The following is a 22,146-nucleotide window of genomic DNA, read 5'->3' as shown; positions in this document are numbered from 1 at the left end:
CGCGTTTGCCCTATGCGGGCCTTTTTGGGAGGTTGTTCATGTCCGCTGCTGGTGCTGCCATGAAATTATTCGACAGTCAGGATCTGGAGCCGTTCCGCGCGCCCTATGCGCCGGCGGATGCCGCCGTGGTCAAGGCGCTCTTGCAGGAGGCAAAGACGGATCCCGTCGTTGAAAAGCTGATCGATCAGCGGGCCCGGGGCTATATTGAAGACATGCGCTCGGTTCAGGTTGGGCTTGGCGGTGTCGAAGACTTCATGCGCGAATTCGGGCTGACGACACGCGAAGGCCTTGCCATGATGGTCCTGGCCGAGGCCTTGCTCCGGGTTCCCGATTCCGCCACCGCCGACAAGCTGATCGAAGACAAGCTCGCCGCCGCCCGTTTTGACGATCCGTCGGGCCAGAAGTCCGATACCTGGCTGGTGTCTGCGTCTTCCTGGGCGTTGGGCGTGACATCGCGGCTGCTGCATCCGGGCGACACGCCCCAAAGTATCCTGTCCAGCCTGGTGAAGCGGATGGGCATGCCGACCGTCCGCATGGCGACCCGCAAGGCCATGCGGCTTCTGGGGCACCAGTTCGTTCTGGGCGAGACCATCCAAAAGGCAATGGAACGCGCCAAGACCCAGGAGAAGAAAGGCTACCGCTACTCCTACGACATGCTGGGTGAAGGCGCGCGGACGGAAGAAGATGCACAGCGCTACTTCCGCTCTTATGCCGATGCCATTGAAGCGATCGGCAAGGCTGCGGGCAGTGCGGACCTGCCGGACCGTCCGGGCATTTCGGTTAAGCTATCTGCCTTGCATCCGCGCTACGAGGCCGTGAACGGCGAGCGTGTGCGCGATGAATTGCTGCCGCGCCTGCGCGATCTGGTGCAAATGGCCAAGGACCGCAATCTCAATTTCACGATTGATGCGGAAGAAGCCGACCGGCTGGAAATCTCGCTGGATGTGATTGCCGCGCTGCTGGCCGATCCGGTCACCGAGGGGTGGGACGGGTTCGGTCTTGCGGTGCAGGCCTATCAAAAACGGGGAACCCAGGTCATCGACTGGCTGGTGGATGCAGCCCGGAAAACCAAGCGTAAACTCATGGTCCGCCTGGTCAAGGGCGCTTACTGGGACACGGAGATCAAACACGCGCAGGAAGGCGGGGCGTCCGGATATCCGGTGTTTACCCGCAAGGCGGCAACCGACCTGTCCTATATTTGCTGCGCGCGCCGCATGCTTGATGCGCGTGATGTGCTCTATCCGCAGTTCGCCACGCACAATGCTCTGACCGTGGCGCAGATCATCGAGATGGCCGAAGGATCCGCGGAAGGCTACGAGTTCCAGCGCCTCCACGGAATGGGCGAGAGCCTTTACAAGTCGGTCACCGACCGGGACGGCTACGCCTGCCGGATCTATGCGCCGGTCGGCGGCCACAAGGATCTTCTCGCTTATCTCGTCCGCCGCCTTCTGGAAAACGGCGCCAACTCGTCCTTCGTCACGATAGTTGGCGATGCCGGTGTTCCAACGGAGGCCTTGCTGAAACGGCCCCGCGACATTCTGGATCAGGGGCGCCATGCGGTGAACCGGTCCATTCCCTTGCCGCAAGACCTTTACGGCGATCAGCGCCGCAACTCCGACGGTGTCGAGTTTGGCTGCGCCGCAGAGCGGACGGACCTGACGCAATCCATGGCCAAGACGCAAGCCCCCTTCACAAAGGCAGGGCCGCTCGGCAAGGGCCTTGAGGCGGACGGCGAAACCCATCCCGTTTTCTCGCCCATTGACGGGACGACGCAGGTCGGAACCGTTGTCCTTGCCAGCGAAGCGGCCGCGCAGCAGGCGGTCGAAAACGCAAAGAAAGGGTTCGAGGCCTGGTCCCGCCGTCCGGTGCAGGACAGGGCGGCCGCCTTGGAAAAGGCGGCAGATCTTCTGGAGGCAAACACCGGCAGGCTGATGCAGATCCTGTCCATGGAGGCGGGCAAATGCCTGACCGACGGGATTGCGGAAATCCGCGAGGCGGTCGATTTCTGCCGCTACTATGCCAACGAGGCGCGGACGCATTTCGGCGAAGGCCAGCTGATGCCGGGGCCGACCGGTGAGGAAAACCGTTACCGCTACCGGGGGCGCGGTGTGTTTGTCTGCATCTCGCCCTGGAACTTCCCGCTTGCCATTTATCTCGGCCAGATCAGCGCCGCGCTTTTGGCCGGAAATGCGGTGGTCGCCAAACCGGCGGAACAGACACCGCTCATTGCCTATGAAACGGCAAAGTTGCTCTATGAGGCGGGTGTTCCCGAAGACGCATTCTATATGGTGCCCGGCGAAGGAGATATCGGCGCTGCCCTGACCAGCCATCCGGGCATTGCCGGTGTGGCGTTCACCGGCTCCACCGAAACCGCCTGGGCGATCAACCGCACCCTGGCGGCAAAACGCGGACCGATTGTGCCGCTTGTTGCCGAAACCGGCGGCATCAATGCCATGCTCGTCGATGCGACGGCGTTGCCGGAACAGGTTTGCGATGATGTCATGATGTCCGCCTTCCGCTCGGCCGGACAGCGCTGCTCGGCCCTGCGCCTTCTTTATGTGCAGGACGACGTGGCCGATCACCTTCTGAAAATGCTGTCTGGCGCCGCCAAGGAGCTTGCGCTTGGTGATCCGCGTCTGCCCTCAACGGATATCGGCCCGGTCATCGACGAAGAAGCGCGGGATGGGATTGTCTCCCATATCGATGACATGAAGGGCAGCCAGACATTGCGGTTCGCAGGCGAGACACCGGCCGGTGCGCTCGCGAACGGGTACTGGGTTGCTCCGCACATCATCGAACTCGATCATGCCGGCGCCCTGACCCGGGAGGTCTTCGGGCCGGTTCTTCACCTGGTGCGCTACAAGGCCAGGGAGATCGACACGGTGCTGGACCAGATCGCCTCCACAGGGTATGGGCTCACCCTGGGTGTGCACAGCCGCATCGATGCAACGGTGAAGAAGGTTGTCGACCGGCTGTCCGTCGGCAATGTCTATGTCAACCGCAACACGATTGGTGCTGTGGTCGGAACCCAGCCCTTCGGTGGCTCAGGCCTTTCCGGGACCGGGCCGAAGGCCGGTGGTCCGGCTTATCTGACCCGCTTTGCCCTGGAACAGGTGGTGTCGATCAACACTGCGGCCGCCGGCGGAAACGCCAGCCTGGTCGCCGCATCCGACGATTAAAGTATTGGGCGTTTCGTGAGAAACGCCCAAAGCCGTTGGGCATTAAACGGTAACAGTATCCCCTGGGGCGAGCAGAAAAGCATCGCCCCAGTCTTTTGACCCGGTGCCGAATGGCGTGTAGCCGCGCTCTGCCATGACGGTCGGACGGTCGTCTTCCGGAAGAGCATCCTTCAGCGCCTGCTCGAATTCTCTGAACTGCTTGTCGTCAAGGCCCGGGTCTTCCTGGAGGATCCGTTTGGACAATATCGCCCGCTCGGCAACGGGCTTCAGTTCAATGAGGCCGAGATCAGAGACCGCAGTGAGCCACCCGCTCCAGATCAGGTCGTCGGGCGGCGGGGAGGCGTCACCGTCAAGGAAATCACGCAAGAGCCGGACAGCGGCAACACGGGAAATCCTGGCTTCAAAGACAGAGTAGGTCCAGGCCCGCAGGAAGGCATCCCGGATCAGAAAATCACAGCCGTGCCGGTTCACACCGTACCAAAGTGCGGTTTCCTCGCCCTCGGCCAAGCCCATCAAAAGACGCGGAAATGTCTGGCCGATGGCGTTCTCGCCAAGTATGTCGGTGAGGCGGTCCGGTCTGTCCAAAGCCAGCTGCATCAGCGGTGCGAAAGCGGTCGATATCTTGAGGGCGCCCAGAATATGGCAGCCGAGAAACAGCGCATCGTTTTCCTCCTGCGAGAGGCTCTTGCCCTCTGCGGCCCTTTGCAGAAGCGGCAGGAAAATGGAGATGGAGCGGTCCCGGTCATCCAGGCAATAGGCAATCGTCGCGACCGGGTAGCGGTCGCGGTCAGCTAGGGTCCTGAGTATGTCCTGGCGGTCCATCAGCTGTCTTTCTGCGCTCTTTAAAACACTATCATAAGTGGTAGGCCGCTGTTAGGTGCCACGCGGCTTTGCCCGCCGGGTTGCTTCCGCGGTTGTCGGGTCGTCGGGCCAGGGATGTTTGGGATACCGGCCTTTCATATCCGCTTTGACATCGCTCCAAGAGCCGGTCCAAAAGCCGGGCAGGTCTTTTGTAACCTGGATCGCCCGGTGCGCGGGCGACAGGAGTTCCAGGATCAGCGGCAACTGTCCATCGCAGATCGCAGGATGCGTGGTGAGGCCATAAAGCTCCTGCACCCGCACGGACAGGGTCGGTCCTGCGGCGGCACCATAATCAATCGGAACCAGGCTGCCCGTGGGGGCGGTAAAGTGGGAGGGTGCCAGTTCCTCGAGCTGGGCGGCCGCGTCATAGGGCAGCAAACCGGCAAGCGCATTGCCAAGCATGGCGGCATCGATCTTCCCGATATGCGTGACGCCGGCCAGATAAGGCGCAAGCCACGCGTCCAGCGTTTGAAGAAGAGCCTGATCCGTCAGGTCCGGCAAATCCGCCGCCCCGTTATGGCGGGCATAGGCAACACGGGTTCTCAGCCGCGCCTGATCCTTGGTCCAGGGCAGGCGGCTGATCCCGCGCCGCTTGACTTCGCCCATCAAGGCCCGTGTGACCGCGTCGGGGTCCGGATCCTGGATCGGCCGGGCCTCCAGTTCCACCGCCTTGTAACGGGTGACACGGCGGGCCCGCATTGCGCCCTCCGGTGTCAGCTGGACCACATCTTCAGTGAGGATATCTCCGGCAAACAGGTCTTCGATTTCGGCCATGGTCAAGGGCGCGCCCAACTGGATGCGGCCGCTGGCGGCCTTCCCTTGAATGTCGGCAACCGTCATGAAGGCGGCAGCGGCAAGCGGATGACCAGGCTCCAGGTCCGCGCCCCGTCCATTGGCAAGGCGGAAACGGCCGGTCTGGCCGCGCGCCTGCGCAACCCGGTCCGGATAGGCAAGCGCCAGAAGATATCCGGCGCTTTCGGTCTCGAGCTGCTTGGCTCCGCCGCCTGCGGAGGCGAGCCAGCGGCTGGCCAGTGCCTTGCCGTCCTTCGCGCGCTGGCTGGTGTCGCGCTCAAGGGTCTGCAGCCTGACCCGCATGTCCTGATCACGCCCGCCAAGGCCGGGCTCGCTGATGATGAGGGCCATGAGGGCAGCGGTGTACCCCTGACCGCTCGCTGCCGCCTCCAGCACCATATGGCTGAGACGCGGGTGAAGCGGCAGGCGCGCAAGCGCCTTGCCGGGCCCGGTCAGCCGGCCCTCCTTGTCGAGGGCGTGCAAGTCTGTCAGCAGCGCTTTGGCCTCGGTCCAGGCGGCTCTGGGCGGCTGGTCCGGAAACGGAAGATCCTCCGGGTCGAACGTGCCCCAGGCGGCCAGATCCAGAACAAGCCCCGTCAGATCGGCTTCCAGGATTTCCGGGGCTTCGGCGGCTGGCAAGGCCGCGGTCTGCGCCGCGTCCCAGAGCCGGTAGCACACGCCTGCTTCCGTCCGTCCGGCCCGGCCTCGGCGCTGGTCCGCCGATGCCCGTGACACGCGCACGGTCTCCAGCCGGGTCAATCCGGTCTGGGGTTCGAATTTCGGTACGCGCGCCAGCCCGCAATCAATGACAACCCGCACCCCCTCGATTGTGAGCGATGTCTGCGCAATGGAGGTTGCCAGCACGATCTTGCGGCTGCCCGGATCTGCCGGGCGGATCGCTGCGTCCTGGGCCTTGCCGTCAAGGCCGCCATAAAGCGGGGCCACCTGGCAATCTGCCGGAAGCGTTCCGGACAGCTGGTCCGCAACGCGTTTGATTTCCGCCTGCCCCGGCAGGAACACCAGAATGGATCCGGTTTCCATGCTCACTGCCTGGCGGATCGCACGCACCACCTGAGGCTCGATCCGTTCGTTGGCGGACCGGCCCAGATATTGTGTTTCAACCGGAAAACTGCGGCCTTTGCTTTCAAGGACCGGCGCGTTGCCGAGCCGTTCTGAGACGGCTGCGGCGTCCAGTGTGGCCGACATCGGCAAGAGCCGGAGATCCGGGCGCAGCGCCGATTGCACATCAAGGGCGAGTGCCAGTCCGAGGTCGCCATCGAGCGAGCGCTCATGAAACTCGTCAAAAAGGACCGCAGCCGCACCGCTCAATTCCGGATCGTCCAGAACAAGCCGCGTGAAAACGCCCTCGGTCACGACTTCAATCCGCGTCCGGGCACTCACCTTTTTGTCCATGCGGACGCGGTAGCCCACGGTCTCTCCGGGTTTTTCGCCAAGTTCAAAGGCCATGCGCCGGGCTGCGGCCCGTGCGGCAAGCCGACGGGGTTCCAGCACAAGGATCTTGCCGTCCTGCCGCCAGCTGGCACTCAAAAGGGCAAGGGGAACGCGGGTCGTCTTGCCAGCGCCGGGCTCAGCCACAAGGACTGCGTTGGAAGAGGTCTCCAACGCTGCCAGCAGCGGCTCCAGCACGCCATCGATCGGAAGCTCGGTCTTGAACGGGCACAGGTCTGGCATTGTAATCGCGGATCAGCCGGAGAGGGCGGCAGCAGCGCCGGACCATTGGCGTCCGGCAAGCTCGACGGCAAACTCTTCCGGCGCGCGCGCGAAGGAGGCAAGACCCTCAAGGGCGGGGTCCGGATGCCGGACGATGAAGGTCGGTATCTTGGCCATCAGCGCATTATGGGGGGCTTTGGCCTCGAACGCCTTGCGGAAATTGCCGTCGGTCAAAAACGGGTCGATGCGCGGTGTTACACCGCCGGTGAGGTAAACCCCGCCACGAGCAAAGACCGTGAGCGCGAAATCGCCGGCGACCCGGCCAAGGCTGCGGGCAAACACCTCTAGGGTCTTGACGGCCACCGGGTCATTGTCCTCAGCGGCCATGGTCACGCTTGCCGGGGTGTCCAGCTGGCTGTCGCGCTGCATCCAATTGGCAACGCCGTGCGCAAGGCGCGGCAGGCCGGTGCCGCTCAAAAGCTGCTCGGCGCCGAGGCGGCCGCCATAAAACTCGATATGCGGCCAGATCTCGTAGTCTTCGGCTGTGACCGGCCCCAGCTCAACGTGACCGCCTTCACCCGGCACCGGCACCCAGGTGCTGGCCGCGCGGATCATGGCTGCAGCGCCGAGACCGGTTCCAGGGCCCAGCACGAACTTTGTGCTGTCAGGGCGCGCCGTGCCCTGGCCGATTTGTTCGATATCGCTGCCCTGATACCCGGGCAGCGCGAGCGCCTGCGCCTCGAAATCATTGAGCACGATGACCTGTTCCAGCTGGAGACCGGAAATCATCTTCAAGGGCTCGATGACCCAGGCAGCATTGGTCAACGGGATGACATCGCCTGAGACAGGGCCGGCGACGGCAATAATGGCCGTGCGGGGCTTGGTACCGGAGCCTGAATGCAAGACGGAGCGGATGGCGTCGCTGATCCCGCTGTGATCGGCCGTTGCGGTCTTGCCGCACATGCGTGTCGGTGAGGACGGGCTATCGACAAGGGCAAAACGGGCATTGGTTCCGCCGATATCGGCAACGAGAACCGGATAGGAGAATTTCTGGTGTGTCTTCAACATGCTCATGAAGCAATAGTACCCACTTCCGGCGTCGTCGAGGTGGTGGACAGGCCAATGAGGCGGGCCGAGCGCAGAAGAATGTCTGCGGTGGCCGGGTTCAAGGCCATCGGCATATCGTAGACAAGTGCGAGGCGCATCAAAGCCTTCACATCCACATCATGGGGCATTGGGGACAACGGATCGACAAAGAAGAAAAGACCCTGAAGGCGGCCTTCCGCAATCATTGCGCCGATCTGCTGGTCACCGCCCAGCGGGCCGCTTTTCAGGCGCGTAATTGAAAGGGACGGGCAGGCTTCTTGAATGCGGCCGCCGGTTGTTCCGGTGCAAACGAGCTGAAAGGCCGCGAGCTTTTCCTGATGCTTTTTTGCGAAGTCGACCATTAAGTCTTTCTTGGCATCATGCGCGACGAGGGCGAGCGTCGGTTCTGCAGCCATTGACTGTCATCCTTTGTACGAAACTTTTGCGGCGGGACATGGTTTATCGGCAAACGGCAGCTGGCGCAAAGAAAGATGCAACCTATTGGAATAATTTGCAGGCTTAAAAGCGCGCCGGGCCCAAAAAAAGGCCGCGCCTTGATGGGGAAGGCGCGGCGGAAAAACGGAGAGACGTGGCGTTATTAATCGAACAGGCTGCACCGGATGGGATCACGGTTTGAGACCGTTTGAAGGAAGGATTCAGGCTTTGGCATCTCGATCCCCGCAATCTCCATCACCAGCTTCATCCGGATCGCATCGGCAAAGCCCTCCTTCGACCGCACGGGGATCGCGAAGGAGCCTGGCCCGCCAATCACGCAATCTTCGTAATAGTGATCGAGGTTCAGCATGGCCTGCCAGGTGTTCTTGTTCGACTTCATCATCAGCGGCAGGCCATTGATCGTCACGCCAGACGCGATCATCTTGTCGCGGACCTTGGTGACCGACCCGCCCTGATTGTTTGGGCCATCGCCGGAAATATCGATGACCTGACGCAGCCCGGTGTATTGATTGTTCTGGACAAGATGGACGGAGCGCTCCAGCGCGGAGCTGATGGAGGTGCGCTGGACCTGCCGGAGCGGGGCCTCTGCAATCATGGATGCGAAATGGGCGGCCGTTTGCGCGTCCTGTATGACGGTCCAGTCCGCAACAACAAAATGCTCATCGACGCCGCCCCATTCCATGTAGGTCACCGCGATGCGGCCGATCGGGCCAGCCTGGATCGCGTCCAGAAACTCGCGGGACGTTAGCGCCGCCACATAGCCCGCGCGCTGGATTTCCTGTTCTTCCGTATCCATGGATTGCGAAATGTCCACGGCGAGAACAAGCTCGACGTCGACTTCGTTCGCGGGGTCATAGCTGTAGGAGGTTGAGGCCTGCGTAGGACTGGTCAGTACCTTTGCGGCAGCGGGGGCGGCAAGAAAAGTAGCCGCAGCTATCAGTGACAGCAAAAAGCGCGCTGTCTTCGCACAGTGTTTTGTTATTTCGAGACGCATGGTTTTCTCCGCATTATGGCCATACGGCCGGATTGCCACGTCTCCCCATTTTTATTTTGTTATTGAATTTCTTATCTTTTCGTTCCTCGTCATTCCTACTTAGGTACTTGCATCTAGTGCCGGAGGCTCAAACGATTACTTTGCAAGCCATGTGCCAAAAGTACCCAGATTCAATTTAACTGGCAAAATCAAATACGCACAGAGTGCATTTATTCCACAGATAGGAAATAACTGCCGGATTGGTAGGCAGAAAATGCCTGTGCGCGTCACAATTCTGTCACGAGAGGGTAAAAACTGCCGGGTAGAAGATTTGGCGTGACGGCAATGGATTTGCTCAGTTTCGCGGCAATCTGCTGCTTTTTTGTCAGTTTTTTTTGTTGACCTTCTCGTGTGTCCTCGGCATGATTTGAAGAAATTCTCAGGCCTTGAAGATTTTTTCGTGGAGGTTTTTGCCCGGTAGGATCTTCGAGCCCTGACAGTAATAACGATGTCCGGCCGCAATCAGCAGGCCGGTGCCACTGCCGGGAGGGAAGAGGGCCCGGCCGGCTCGGAGGGGAAGGCATCGACGCAAGATGAGTGTGCGTGACGACGACGGAACATCCTTCATGGCGATTAGGGCGGCCTGGCTGTCCTTTGTCGGCGGACGGACGCAAGGTGAAATCGCCTCCCAGCTGGGTGTGTCCCCGGCGAAGGTTCACCGGTTGATCGCACATGCCCAGAAATCCGGTTATGTGAAGTTTCAGGTCGACGGGCGCCCGATGGAGTGCCTGGAGCTGGAGAAGGGGCTAACCGCCGGGTTTGCCTTGAAGAATTGCATCATTGCACCTGATCTGGGTGGCCGCGATGATGACAGCGCCTTGCGTGCGGTGGCCGTGTCCGCCGCGCAGTTTCTCACCGGATTGCTGAGCGGGTCGAGTGTGGCGCGTCTTGGCGTGGGCATGGGCCGTACGCTGACGGCCGCTGTGGAGGCCTTGCCGAAAATCGCCCGCCCGGATCTGGAGATCATGTCCATCTGCGGATCGCTGACCCGGACCCTTGCAGCCAACCCTTACGACATTGTGCAGAAGATGCAGGAGCGGACCGGCGGGATCGGCTACTACCTGCCCGTTCCCTATTTCGCCGAAAGCCAGGCCGAAAAGGAAACGTTCCTGAACCAGAGAAGCGTCCAGGACCTGATGGTCCGTGCCGGCAAGTCGGATGCGTTTTTGATCGGCATCGGGTCGGTCGAAAACGAAGGGCACCTGGTTCAGCGCGGCATGATTTCAAAGGCCGAGCAGGAAGATCTGATTTCACGCAAAGCGGTCTGTGATCTGATGGGCCGTTTTTTGACATTGGATGGCCAATTGGCACCGGATCCGCTCGGCGACAGCGCCGTCGGACTGCATTTCGATGAGGTGCGCGGGGCCAGAGTGATTGCGCTGGTGGGCGGAGAAAGCAAGGTGGATGCAACCCTTGCGGCTTTGCGTACTGGTGTCATTACCGACCTTGTCGCCGATGAAGCCCTTGCCAGGGCTCTGACGGACAAGGCCGGACTACAACTGGCACAGTCAGCATGATGCGGCTGTGCCACGAGGGGAAACGGGTTGCGCACCACGCAGCCCCTGTATGTCGGAGGACATCTAAGTGAAGAAGTTTCTAGCCATCACTACGGCGCTTGCAGGTCTTGCATTCTCGGTCGCAGGTGCATCAGCCGAGACAAAACCTGCAGTCCTTTATGATCTGGGCGGACGGTTCGACAAGTCGTTCAACGAAGCTGCCTACACCGGTGCAGAGCGTTTCAAGGAAGACTACGGCATCGAATACCGTGACTTTGAAATCCAAAACGACAGCCAGCGCGAGCAGGCGCTCCGCAACTTCGCAAAGCGCGGCATGAACCCGATCGTCGCCATCGGCTTCTCCCAGGCCAACGCGGTTGAGAAAGTGGCGCAGGAGTTCCCCGACACCCAATTTGCAATCGTCGACATGGTTGTCGACCTGCCGAACGTCCGCTCGATCCTGTTCAAGGAGCATGAAGGCTCCTACATCGTCGGCATGCTGGCTGCCATGGCTAGTGAAACCGGCAAGGTCGGCTTTGTCGGCGGTATGGATATCCCGCTGATCAGCAAGTTCTCCTGCGGCTACAAGCAGGGCGTCAAGGCCGTCAATGCGGATGCGGAAATCTTCGAAAACATGACCGGCACCACCGGTGCGGCCTGGAACGACCCGGTCAAGGGCGGTGAGCTTGCCAAGTCGCAATTCGACCGCGGTGCGGACGTTGTCTACCATGCTGCCGGCGGTACCGGCATCGGCGTGCTTCAGGCAGCAGCGGATGCGGGCAAGCTCGGCATCGGCGTTGATTCCAACCAGAACGCCCTGCATCCGGGATCCGTTCTGTCTTCCATGCTGAAGCGTGTCGACATCGCCGTCTACCAGGCATTCGAAGATGCCGAGAACGATTCCTGGTCCTCCGGCTTTGATGTTCTTGGCCTGAAAGAGGGCGGCGTCGACTGGGCGCTTGATGAGAACAATGCGGAACTGGTGAACGATGAAATGAAAGCGGCCGTCGAAGAAGCGACCCAGAAAATCATTTCCGGCGAGATCATGGTTCATGACTACATGTCCGATCAGTCCTGCCCGTTCTAAGCAGTCTGCCTATGGCCTTCGCGCATCCGCGCGGAGGCCCTTTCCAATGTCGAGTGAGATAGCTGATCTGAAGATCGGGGGGCTCATGTCCGGTTCCATTTCGAAGTGGCTCTTGGCCGCAATAACGTTTGGCTTGCTGACGGCATCTGTGCATGCGCGGCCGGCCATCGTTTATTCCGTTGGCGGGAAGTATGACGGGTCCTTCAATGAGAGCGCCTTTACCGGGGTGAAGCGCTTCCAGGAGGAGACCGGGGTTTCCGTGAAGGAATTCGAGCTGGAGCGGGATGCGCAGAGCCTGCAGGCATTGCGGTCCTTTGCCGGACGCGGGGACGAGCCTGTTGTCGCCATCGGGTTCAATCAGGCGAACGCCCTTGCGCAGGTCGCGCCGGAGTTCCCGGATACGAATTTCGCCATCATCGATATGGTGGTCGATCAGCCCAATGTCCGCTCTTACGTGTTCAAGGAACATGAGGGGGCGTATATCGCCGGGCTGCTCGCGGCCATGGCCTCCAAATCCGGAACAATCGGTTTTGTCGGCGGGATGGATATTCCCATCATTCAGCGGTTTTTGTGCGGCTACAAGCAAGGCGCGCGGGCGGCAAACCCGGATATCGAGGTTCTGTCCAACATGACAGGGACCACACCCATGGCCTTTGCCGATCCGGTGCGCGGCGCTGAGTTGGCGGCTGCCCAGATCGGGCGCGGCGCGGACGTCATCATTCAGGCCGCCGGCGGGACCGGCATAGGTGTTCTGCAGGCCGCGGCGGACAAGGGAATTCTCGGGATCGGCACGGACAGCAACCAGAACGGATTGCATCCGGGCCAGGTTCTGACATCGATCCGCAAGCGGGTCGACACTGCTGTCTATGACAGCTTCACGGCGGCGGAGGCCGGAACGTTCGAGCCGGGCCTCAAGGTTCTCGGTCTAGCCGAGGGCGGCATGGACTGGGTTCTGGATGCCAATAATGCCGATCTGATTACCGGGCTGATGAAAACCGCTGCGGAGACTGCCGTTGCCGGCATTTCCGATGGCACGGTCACGGTCCACGATGTCGTCATGGATGGAGCGTGCCCGTTCTGACGGGCGGACGCTGCTGATAGGGGCAAACGATAATGACAATGACAAAGTGTCAGGCTTGGGGGAGCGCATGACCGGAACGGCTGCGATCGAACTGAAAAACATAAACAAGAGCTTCGGCCCGGTTCACGCCAACAAGAACATCGATCTTGTGGTGAAAAAAGGGTCGATCCACGGGATCATCGGCGAGAACGGGGCCGGAAAATCGACCCTGATGTCCATCCTCTACGGCTTTTATCAGGCCGACAACGGGGACATCCTGGTGGATGGCAAGAAAGTTACGATCCCCGATTCCAAGGCCGCCATCGCCATGGGCATCGGCATGGTCCACCAGCACTTCATGCTGGTCGACAATTTCTCTGTGCTTGAGAACGTGGTTCTGGGCGCTGAGGACAGTGCGATGCTGGCCGGGGGACTGTCGCGGGCCCGAACCGAACTCAAACGGCTTGAGGAAGAATACGAACTGCGCGTCGACCCGGATACCCTGATCCAGGATCTGCCGGTCGGACTGCAGCAGCGCGTGGAGATCCTGAAGGCCCTTTATAGAAGTGCGGAAGTCCTTATTCTGGATGAGCCGACCGGGGTTTTGACGCCTGCCGAGGCCGACCACCTTTTCAAGATCCTCGAAGTCTTGAAAAACGAAGGCAAGACGGTCCTTCTGATCACACACAAGCTGCGTGAAATCATGGCCGCGACCGACACGGTTTCGGTGATGCGGCGCGGGGAGATGGTCGCAACGGTTGCCACCGCCGACACGTCCATGGCGCAGCTTGCCGAGCTGATGGTGGGGCGCAGTGTGTTGTTGCGGGTCGACAAGAAACCTGCCGAACCGAAAGCCCCCGTTCTGGAGGTCGACAATCTGACCGTGACCGACAGCCGGGGCGTTCAGGTGGTCAAGGATGTTTCGTTCAATGTGCGGGCTGGAGAGATCGTCGGGATCGCCGGCGTGTCCGGGAACGGCCAGTCGGAATTGATGGAAACGCTTGCCGGGATCCGCAGGGCAACGCGCGGATCCATGAAGATCAACGGCGAAACCATCGACATGGGCTCAAGCACGCTGGATGCGGCGGATATGCGGGCCAAGAACATGGGGCATGTGCCGGAAGACCGGCACCGCATGGGGCTGATCAACAGCTTCTCAGAATACGAGAATTCGATCCTCGGCTATCACCGGGATCCTGCCTATTCCAACGGGCTGTTTCTGGATCTTGGCGCGATCAAGAAAAACGCGGTTGGCGAGATCGAGAAATACGATATCCGGCCCCCCAACCCCATGCTGAAAACCGCCAGCTTTTCGGGCGGCAACCAGCAGAAGATCGTGCTTGCCCGCGAAATCGAGCGGGACCCGGAGGTCCTGCTTGTGGGGCAGCCAACGCGCGGTGTCGATATCGGCGCCATTGAGTTCATTCACCGCCGCATTGTGGAACTGCGCGATGCGGGCAAGGGCATTCTGCTTGTCTCCGTTGAACTGGATGAGATCCGGGCGCTGTCCGACCGGGTGCTGATCATGTTCGACGGAAAGATCGTCGGCGAGCGTGGTGAAAATGCCGACGAAGGGGAGCTTGGCTTGCTGATGGCCGGTGTGGAAGACAAAAAGAACGCCGTTGAAGGAGACGCCCGATGACAGCTGGTCAGTTGCCACGTTGGGTCGATCTCGGCCTGATCCCGTTTTTGAACCTTGCCGCCGCGTTTCTGGTCTCGGGCCTCGTCGTTCTTCTGATCGGCGAGAACCCGCTGAACGCGGTCTACTATCTCCTTCTGGGGTCCGTCGGCTCCGTGGAAGGGTTCGGGTACACGCTGTTTTATGCCACCAACTTCATCTTTACCGGTCTTGCGGTCGCGGTGGCTTTCCATGCCGGTCTGTTCAATATCGGCGGGGAAGGACAGGCCTACATAGGCGGCCTTGGCGTTGCCTTTGCCTGCCTGGCGCTCGATCAGTACGTGCCTTGGTATGTAACGCTGCCATTTGCCGTGGTTGGCTCCGCCATCATGGGCGCGGCCTGGGCCCTTATTCCCGGCTGGCTGCAGGCGGCCCGGGGCAGCCACGTGGTTATCACCACGATCATGTTCAACTTCATCGCTGCCGCCCTGATGGGGTATCTGCTCAACAGTGTCATGAAAAAGCCCGGGTCCATGCAGCTGGAAACCCGGACCTTCGAGGATGGCGGGCGCTTACCGTTCCTGAACGACATCTTTCCGTCTGCCGGGTTCGGGTTCGCGCCGGTCAATCTCTCGTTGTTTATCGCCTTGATCGCCTGCGGGCTCGTTTGGCTCCTGATCTGGCGGACCAAGCTCGGATTTGAAATCCGGTCTTTCGGCGCCAATGCGACCGCTGCCGTTTATGCCGGCATTTCGCCGGTCCGGATCACGGTGATCACCATGCTCATCTCCGGTGGTCTTGCCGGCATGATGGCGATCAACGAAATCATGGGATCGCAGCACCGTCTCCTGACCGACTTCGTCACGGGGTACGGCTTCGTCGGCATCGCCGTTGCACTGATGGGCCGGGCCCATCCGGTCGGGATTATCCTGGCGGCGATCCTGTTCGGCATGCTCTACCAGGGCGGAGCCGAGCTTTCCTTTGAAATGCCGAGCATCACCCGGGACATGATCATCGTCATCCAGGGTCTTGTGATCCTGTTTGCAGGGGCGCTGGAATACATGTTCCGGCCCGCTTTGATCCGGATGTTCGCGCCATCACGGCCGGTATCGGCATAGGAGGGGCTGGATATGTTTGAGATGTATTTCCAAGAGCTGATCTTGACCCTCGATTCAACCCTGCGGCTTGCCACGCCCTTGCTGCTGGCGTGTCTGGCGGGGCTTTATTCGGAGCGGTCCGGGATCGTCGATATCGGCCTGGAAGGCAAGATGCTCGGCGCTGCCTTCGGGGCCGGTGCCGTTGCATATGTCACCGGCAATGCCTTCCTGGGGCTCGCCGGAGGGATTGTTGTGTCCGTGGGGCTTGCGCTTCTGCATGGCTTTGCCTCGATCACCAACCGCGGCAACCAGATCGTCTCAGGGGTTGCCATAAACTTCCTGGCAGCCGGTCTGACCGTGCTTTTGGGCCAGTACTGGTTCAGCCAGGGCGGACGGACGCCCTCGCTGCCGCAAGGCGGCCGGTTCCTGGACATCACCTTCCCGTTTGCGGAGGAGATCCGGGACATTCCCTATCTGGGACCGGTTTATTCGGATCTCCTGTCCGGCCACAACCTGCTGGTCTATGTCGCCTTCCTCGCGGTTCCCCTCACCTGGTGGGTGCTGTACCGGACCCGGTTTGGCCTGCACCTGCGCGCGGTCGGTGAAAACCCGGCGGCTGTCGATACAGCCGGTATCTCGGTCACCTGGCTGCGCTACCGCGCTGTCATTGCCTGCGGGTTCTTCTGTGGTCTTGCCGGAAGCGCGCTCTCCATTGCGCTCGCCTCCGGGTTCATCAAGGACATGACGGCCGGCAAGGGCTTTATCGCGCTCGCCGCGCTGATTTTCGCCAAGTGGAAGCCGGTCAACGCCATGCTGGCTTGCCTGCTTTTCGGCTTCCTGGATGCATTTGCCCTGCGCCAGCAAGGCAAGGAGCTTCCGCTGATCGGGGAGGTGCCGAGCCAGTTCTTCCAGGCTCTGCCGTATATTCTCACCGTCATCCTGCTCGCCGGCTTTATCGGTAAGGCGATCCCGCCCAAGGCAGCCGGTGTCCCGTATCTGAAGGAGCGGACATGAGCGACTTGAACAGTCTCTTTGAAGCCGCCAAGGCGGTGCGCGAAAAAGCCTACGCGCCCTATTCCAACTTCCTTGTGGGCGCGGCGCTGCGCACGCCGGATGGCACGGTTTTTACCGGATGCAACGTTGAAAACGCGTCCTACCCGGTAAGTGTCTGTGCCGAGGGCGGTGCGGTTGGTGCCATGATTGCCGCCGGACACACCAAGATCGCGGAAGCGGTCGTGGTCGGGGATGCTGCGCTTTGCACGCCCTGCGGCATGTGCCGCCAGCGCTTGAAAGAATTCGCGACGAACGACCTTGTCGTCCATGTCGCTGACCTGAATGGCATCCGCCGCAGCTTCACCATGGATGAGCTGTTGCCTGCCGCCTTTGAACTTGAAGACAAAAAGGACTGACCCACGATGAGTGGTTATGGCCGTGAATGCGCGGAAATCGTCCGCGCCGCCCGTTCTGGTTCCTACAAGATCGGCATGATCCTGGGCTCGGGCCTGGGAGCTTTGGCGGAAGAAGTCGAAGATCCGGTGCGGATTCCCTATTCCCATCTGACCGAGTTTCCGGTGTCCACCGTGACCTCGCACTCCAGCGAACTTGTCGCCGGGACGCTCGCCGGTGTTCCGGTCGTGATCCTGTCCGGCCGGGCGCACTACTATGAAGGCGGCGATCCGACCGTGATGCGCACGCCGGTCGAGACCCTGAAGGAACTCGGTTGCGAGATCCTGCTGGCAACCAATGCGGCTGGCTCCCTGCGCACGGAAGTTGCGCCCGGGTCGCCGATGCTGATCTCCGATCATATCAACTGGTCCGGCATGAACCCCCTCATCGGCGAGGAAGACGAGAAGCGTTTCCTCGACATGAGCACGGCCTACGACCCGCAACTGCGCGAGGCCATGAAGAAGGTTGCCGAAGAGACAGGCGATCCGATTGCCGAGGGGGTTTACATGTGGTTCTCCGGCCCGTCTTTCGAAACGCCGGCCGAGATCCGGATGGCGAAGACGCTTGGGGCCGATGCGGTCGGAATGTCGACCGTGCCGGAGGTCATCATGGCGCGGTTTGTCGGCATGCGCGTGGCCGCCATGTCGATCATCACCAACTATGGAGCGGGCATGCAGACCCATGCCTTGTCCCATGACGAAACCAAAGCCGTCGCCCTTCAGGGCATGGAACGGATGAAAGACCTTGTCCGTGCATTCGTGAAGGAGATCGGCCAATGAGCGATATGATCGAAACGGCCAAACGCGCCCTCGGGCTCGTCGACTTGACCAATCTCAATGATGATTGCACCGCTGAGGACATCACCAGCCTGACCGCACGCACCGTGACCGACCACGGGTCCGTTGCCGCGGTTTGTGTGTGGCCGCGCTTTGTGGCGCAGGCCGTCAAGGAGCTGACCGGCACCGGGGTGAAGGTTGCCACCGTGGTCAACTTTCCAGATGGCGGCGAGGATACAGAGGCTGTTGTCGCCGAGACGCAAAAGGCGATTGCCGACGGGGCGGACGAGATCGATCTTGTGATGCCGTACAAGGCTTTCGCGTCCGGACGGAAGGGCTTTGCCGAAGAACAGATCATCCGCGTCAAAGCCGCGATCCCGGCGCCTGCCATCTTGAAGGTCATTCTGGAGACCGGTGAGATAAAGGATCCGCTGCTCATCCACGCGGCCTCGAACATCGCCATTGCTGCCGGGGCCGATTTCATCAAGACGTCAACCGGCAAGGTGTCCGTCAACGCCACCCTTGAGGCGGCGGAGATCATGCTGACGGCAATCGAGGAAGCCCGCCGCGAGGAAGCGGAACGCGTTATCGGCTTCAAGCCGGCCGGCGGTATCAAGACAACCGTGGATGCGGCAAGCTATCTGGAGCTTGCAGACCGCATCATGGGCCACAACTGGGTTTCCGCTTCCACGTTCCGCTTCGGCGCGAGCAGCCTTCTCGATGCGTTGATCGCGACCATCGAAGGCAAGGAAGCAACGGCAAAAGAAGGATACTAAAAATGCTGCCGCAGGAACTAATTCGAAAAAAACGCGACGGGGGATCGCTCACTGACGAAGAGATCGCCTTCTTCGTGAAGGGGCTGGCGGACGGCTCCGTGACCGAAGGACAGGTGTCTGCGCTTGCGATGGCGGTCTTTTTCAAGGGCTTGAGCGTTGACGAACGTGTCGCCCTGACCCTTGCCATGCGCGACAGCGGCGATGTGCTGGACTGGTCCGATGTTGATGCGCCGGTCTTGGACAAGCACTCGACCGGTGGCGTTGGCGACAACGTCTCCTTGATGCTGGCACCGGCTCTGGCTGCCTGCGGGGCCGCTGTTCCGATGATTTCAGGCCGTGGCCTCGGCCATACCGGTGGGACGCTGGACAAGTTCGACAGCATCCCCGGCTACAAGACCCAGCCCGACAACGCCCTGTTCCGCAAGGTGGTCAAGGAAGTTGGCTGTGCGGTGATTGGCCAGACCGGCAATCTTGCCCCGGCGGACAAGCGCTTTTACGCCATTCGCGATGTGACGGCGACGGTTGAGAGCATTGACCTTATCACCGCGTCGATCCTGTCGAAGAAGCTCGCGGCAGGTCTGCAGGGTCTCGTCCTCGATGTGAAGTGGGGAACCGGCGCTTTCATGGGCTCGCTCGACGAAGCGCGCGCCCTGGCAGAAAGCCTCGTGCTGGTGGCCAATGGCGCCAAGCTGAAGACAACGGCGCTCTTGACCGACATGAACGAGCCGCTTGCGTCCGCCGCCGGCAATGCCGTGGAGATGCAGAACGCGGTCGATTTCCTGAAAGGCACAGCCGTCGACAACCGCCTGTGGGATGTGACCGTCGCCCAGGGCGGTGAGCTTCTGGCCAGCGGCGGCCTTGCCGACACGGCCGAAGCCGGTTGCGATATGATGCGGACCGCCTTTGAAAGCGGCCGGGCGGCTGAGAAATTCGCGCAGATGGTGCATGCACTTGGCGGCCCAACCGACTTTATGGACAAGCCGGAGCTCTATCTGTCGAAGGCGAATTTCGAGGCACCTGTTTATCCGTTTGAAGACGGTGTCGTGACCGGGATCGACGCCCGCGCGGTCGGTGTCGCCGTCGTTGCCCTGGGCGGTGGCCGGAAAGCGGCTGCAGACGTGATCGATCCGTCTGTCGGGTTCACGAGCCTTGCCGGTGTCGGAAACTCGGTCAATTCGGACAGTCCCTTGGCCATCGTGCATGCGCGGACCGAAGACGAGGCGGAAGCGGCGGCGATTGCCCTGCGCGATGCCTATTCGGTCGGGTCGGCAACCGATGTTGTTGACCGTCCAAGCGTTGTGGACCGCATCGCGCCTTAACAATGCCCCGCGCTGCTGGAACGAGCCAGCAGCGCCCTCCGGCGGGGTCGCCGGCAATAAATGAGAACAACAAGAGGAGATGCCCATGCCTCGCGCAATTCTGTGCGTCTTGGACAGTTTCGGTATCGGCGGCGCAAAAGACGCTGCAGCCTTCGGAGATGCCGGGTCCGACACGCTTGGCCATATCGCGCAACACTGTGCGAACGGTGAGGGAGACCGGGACGGCTTGCGCAACGGGTTGCTGTCGGTCCCGAATATGGACCGGCTGGGCCTGGGGGCTGCCGGACGGCTCTCCACGGGCAACGTTATTCCAGGGCTTTCCTTTGCGGGCGAACCGGAAGGGCTGTGGGGCTATGCAGCGGAAGTTTCCAACGGCAAGGACACACCGTCCGGGCACTGGGAAATCGCCGGTGTTCCGGTGCGTTTCGACTGGGGATACTTTCCTGAAACGATCCCGACCTTTCCGGATGAGCTGATCGAAAAGATCAGCGCAAAATGTGGGCTGGACGGCGTCCTCGGCAACAAGCATGCCTCTGGCACGGAGATCATTGCCGAACTGGGCGAAGAGCATGTGCGGACCGGCAAGCCGATCTTTTACACCTCGGCGGATTCCGTCATCCAGATTGCCGCCCATGAAGATCACTATGGGCTGGAGAAGCTATATGCCCTTTGTGAGGCCACCCGCGAGCTGGCCGATCCGTACAATATCGGGCGTGTGATTGCGCGCCCGTTTAAGGGGGAAACGTCGGCGGATTTCGAGCGGACGGCCAACCGGCGCGACTATTCCGTTCTGCCGCCCGAACCGACGCTGCTTGACCGGCTGACAGCGGATGGCCGGACGGTCTATGGCATCGGCAAGATTTCGGACATTTTTGCCCATCAGGGCGTTGCCAAGGTTTTGAAGGGCGCTGGAAACGATCAGCTCTTCGACAGGACTTTGGAAGCCATGGATATGGCCGGTGACGGCGACATGATTTTCGCCAATTTCATCGACTTCGACTCGCTCTACGGTCACCGGCGCGATGTACCGGGCTATGCGGCTGCGCTTGAGCATTTCGATCAGCGGCTGCCGGAGATGATCGGCAAGATGCGTCCGGGTGATCTCTTGATCCTGACGGCAGACCATGGCTGTGATCCGACGTGGCGCGGAACGGATCATACCCGTGAAAACGTTCCCGTGATTGGAACCGGACCGGGGATCGCCGCCAAAAGTATTGGCGGACGGACGACTTATGCTGATATTGGAGAAAGCATCGCCGACCATCTCGGCATTGCCATCGGACAACATGGTTCCAGTTTTCTCTGAATGATTGGGAAGCGCCTAAACATGACAGGTGGGACATGATCGAGACCCTCCCGGTTCCGAAGGTTGAACTCCACTGTCACATCGAGGGCGCCGCGCCGCCGAGCCTCGTTACCCGTTTGGCCGGCCAGCAAGGCGTCGACATTTCGGGTCTGCTGGACGAGAAGGGCAAATACGCCTGGACCGACTTCACCAGCTTCCTGAAGGCGTATGATCTGGCCAGCAGTGTCTTCAAGACACCTGCGGATTATGCGCTTCTGGCGGAAACCTATTTCCGGATGCTCGCGGCGGAAGGCGCGATCTACGGCGAGATCTTCATTTCGCCCGATCACGCCCAGGCGGCTGGCTTGTCCTACCGGTCCTATGTGGACGGTTTGGCGGCGGGCATGGAACGCGCCAAGATGGATACGGCCATTGAAGGCCGCATGATTGCCATCGGTGTCCGGCACTTTGGCTCCGCTGCTGTGGAAAAAGTGGCAAAAGAGGTCATCGGCAATCCGCACCCGCTCGTGACCGGGTTCGGGCTTGCCGGTGATGAACGGTCAGGCCATCCGGCCAATTTTTCAAAAGCCTTCCGGATGGCGGCCGAAGCGGGCCTGGGTACGACGGCGCATGCTGGAGAATTCGGCGGCCCTGACAGCGTTGTCGCGGCTCTGGAGTTCTTGCGGGTTTCAAGGCTGGGCCATGGGGTAAAGGCGATTGAAGACCCTGACCTTGTCAAACGGCTGATTGATGAGGACATCGTCTTGGAAGTGTGTCCGGGCTCCAACATCTCTTTGGGCGTCTACACCCATTTGCGGTTCCACCCGGTGAACATTTTGCGCAAGGAGGGCGTGAAGATTACGCTGAACTCCGACGACCCGCCCTTTTTCGGAACAACGCTTGGCAAGGAATATGCCTCTGTTGCCGAGACATTCGGCTTGAGCCACGAGGACCAGCTAGAGGTGACCCGCACCGCAATCGAGGCGGCCTTCTGCGACGAGGCGACCAAGAACCGTCTTCTCGTCCGTCTGGACAGCGCCCGTCAGAACGCTGGTTCATAAATCTGTAAGTGTTTACTAAGTGCCGTCCGGCACAAGGGAATGTCCGC

18 protein-coding genes are annotated in these 22,146 nt (G+C 60.9%); 13 read left to right on the top strand and 5 right to left on the bottom strand.

Annotated elements, in window-relative coordinates; translation table 11 throughout:
- The first annotated feature begins 38 nt into the window (after nucleotides 1-38).
- Complete coding sequence (putA, locus tag E1180_RS06265; protein WP_155190317.1) at nucleotides 39-3,179, top strand: bifunctional proline dehydrogenase/L-glutamate gamma-semialdehyde dehydrogenase PutA; 3,141 nt, start codon at nucleotides 39-41, stop codon at nucleotides 3,177-3,179.
- A 42-nt stretch (nucleotides 3,180-3,221) separates the two neighbouring features.
- Here the strand turns inward: putA and E1180_RS06260 are convergent, their stop codons facing one another.
- The 5 genes from E1180_RS06260 to E1180_RS06240 all read right to left on the bottom strand — a co-directional run bounded on the left by E1180_RS06260 (nucleotide 3,222) and on the right by E1180_RS06240 (nucleotide 9,039).
- Nucleotides 3,222-4,001, bottom strand: coding sequence for a hypothetical protein (locus tag E1180_RS06260; RefSeq protein WP_155190316.1), 780 nt, complete (start codon nucleotides 3,999-4,001; stop codon nucleotides 3,222-3,224).
- Between the two features lie 51 nt (nucleotides 4,002-4,052).
- On the bottom strand, nucleotides 4,053-6,524 hold the full coding sequence (hrpB, locus tag E1180_RS06255) for an ATP-dependent helicase HrpB (protein WP_155190315.1): 2,472 nt from the start codon (nucleotides 6,522-6,524) through the stop codon (nucleotides 4,053-4,055).
- Nucleotides 6,525-6,536: 12 nt separating this feature from the next.
- Entirely contained in the window at nucleotides 6,537-7,577 is a 1,041-nt protein-coding gene (locus E1180_RS06250; RefSeq protein ID WP_155190314.1) for an ROK family protein, read from the bottom strand.
- On the bottom strand, nucleotides 7,574-8,005 hold the full coding sequence (locus tag E1180_RS06245) for a methylglyoxal synthase (protein ID WP_155190313.1): 432 nt from the start codon (nucleotides 8,003-8,005) through the stop codon (nucleotides 7,574-7,576). The genes E1180_RS06250 and E1180_RS06245 overlap by 4 nt, the downstream gene beginning before the upstream one ends.
- A gap of 182 nt (nucleotides 8,006-8,187) precedes the next feature.
- Nucleotides 8,188-9,039 carry a DUF1194 domain-containing protein gene (locus tag E1180_RS06240; RefSeq protein WP_155190312.1) on the bottom strand — a complete coding sequence of 284 codons (852 nt, stop codon included), beginning with the start codon at nucleotides 9,037-9,039 and terminating at the stop codon, nucleotides 8,188-8,190.
- 572 nt (nucleotides 9,040-9,611) lie between these two features.
- On the opposite strand from E1180_RS06240, the gene E1180_RS06235 reads away from it, so the two are divergent.
- The 12 genes from E1180_RS06235 to E1180_RS06180 all read left to right on the top strand — a co-directional run bounded on the left by E1180_RS06235 (nucleotide 9,612) and on the right by E1180_RS06180 (nucleotide 22,099).
- Nucleotides 9,612-10,595 (top strand): sugar-binding transcriptional regulator, encoded by a 984-nt coding sequence (locus tag E1180_RS06235; RefSeq protein ID WP_208996967.1) that lies wholly within the window; start codon nucleotides 9,612-9,614, stop codon nucleotides 10,593-10,595.
- 67 nt (nucleotides 10,596-10,662) lie between these two features.
- Nucleotides 10,663-11,661 carry a BMP family lipoprotein gene (locus E1180_RS06230; protein WP_283404496.1) on the top strand — a complete coding sequence of 333 codons (999 nt, stop codon included), beginning with the start codon at nucleotides 10,663-10,665 and terminating at the stop codon, nucleotides 11,659-11,661.
- 85 nt (nucleotides 11,662-11,746) lie between these two features.
- Nucleotides 11,747-12,742, top strand: a complete 996-nt coding sequence (locus tag E1180_RS06225) for a BMP family lipoprotein (protein ID WP_155190354.1) — start codon at nucleotides 11,747-11,749, stop codon at nucleotides 12,740-12,742.
- 67 nt (nucleotides 12,743-12,809) lie between these two features.
- Complete coding sequence (locus E1180_RS06220; RefSeq protein WP_155190311.1) at nucleotides 12,810-14,363, top strand: ABC transporter ATP-binding protein; 1,554 nt, start codon at nucleotides 12,810-12,812, stop codon at nucleotides 14,361-14,363.
- Entirely contained in the window at nucleotides 14,360-15,457 is a 1,098-nt protein-coding gene (locus E1180_RS06215; protein ID WP_155190310.1) for an ABC transporter permease, read from the top strand. The genes E1180_RS06220 and E1180_RS06215 overlap by 4 nt, the downstream gene beginning before the upstream one ends.
- Before the next feature lie 12 nt (nucleotides 15,458-15,469).
- Nucleotides 15,470-16,450 carry an ABC transporter permease gene (locus E1180_RS06210; RefSeq protein WP_244313980.1) on the top strand — a complete coding sequence of 327 codons (981 nt, stop codon included), beginning with the start codon at nucleotides 15,470-15,472 and terminating at the stop codon, nucleotides 16,448-16,450.
- A complete protein-coding gene (locus E1180_RS06205; protein ID WP_155190309.1) occupies nucleotides 16,447-16,845 on the top strand; it encodes a cytidine deaminase in 399 nt (132 codons plus the stop codon). Before E1180_RS06210 ends, E1180_RS06205 begins: the two co-directional genes overlap by 4 nt.
- Nucleotides 16,846-16,851: 6 nt before the next feature.
- Nucleotides 16,852-17,661: a purine-nucleoside phosphorylase gene (locus tag E1180_RS06200; protein WP_155190308.1), complete on the top strand. Its 810-nt coding sequence runs from the start codon at nucleotides 16,852-16,854 to the stop codon at nucleotides 17,659-17,661.
- A complete protein-coding gene (gene deoC, locus E1180_RS06195; RefSeq protein WP_155190307.1) occupies nucleotides 17,658-18,434 on the top strand; it encodes a deoxyribose-phosphate aldolase in 777 nt (258 codons plus the stop codon). The genes E1180_RS06200 and deoC overlap by 4 nt, the downstream gene beginning before the upstream one ends.
- Nucleotides 18,435-18,436: 2 nt before the next feature.
- Nucleotides 18,437-19,753 (top strand): thymidine phosphorylase, encoded by a 1,317-nt coding sequence (gene deoA, locus E1180_RS06190; RefSeq protein ID WP_155190306.1) that lies wholly within the window; start codon nucleotides 18,437-18,439, stop codon nucleotides 19,751-19,753.
- Between the two features lie 85 nt (nucleotides 19,754-19,838).
- Entirely contained in the window at nucleotides 19,839-21,059 is a 1,221-nt protein-coding gene (locus E1180_RS06185) for a phosphopentomutase (RefSeq protein ID WP_155190305.1), read from the top strand.
- A 35-nt stretch (nucleotides 21,060-21,094) separates the two neighbouring features.
- On the top strand, nucleotides 21,095-22,099 hold the full coding sequence (locus tag E1180_RS06180) for an adenosine deaminase (RefSeq protein WP_155190304.1): 1,005 nt from the start codon (nucleotides 21,095-21,097) through the stop codon (nucleotides 22,097-22,099).
- Nucleotides 22,100-22,146: the final 47 nt, after the last annotated feature.

Source organism: Roseibium denhamense, from assembly GCF_009711415.1.
GTDB classification, from domain to species: Bacteria; Pseudomonadota; Alphaproteobacteria; order Rhizobiales; family Stappiaceae; genus Roseibium; species Roseibium denhamense.
Note: the sequence above shows the minus strand (reverse complement) of the source record. Positions and strands in the feature narration are given on the sequence as shown.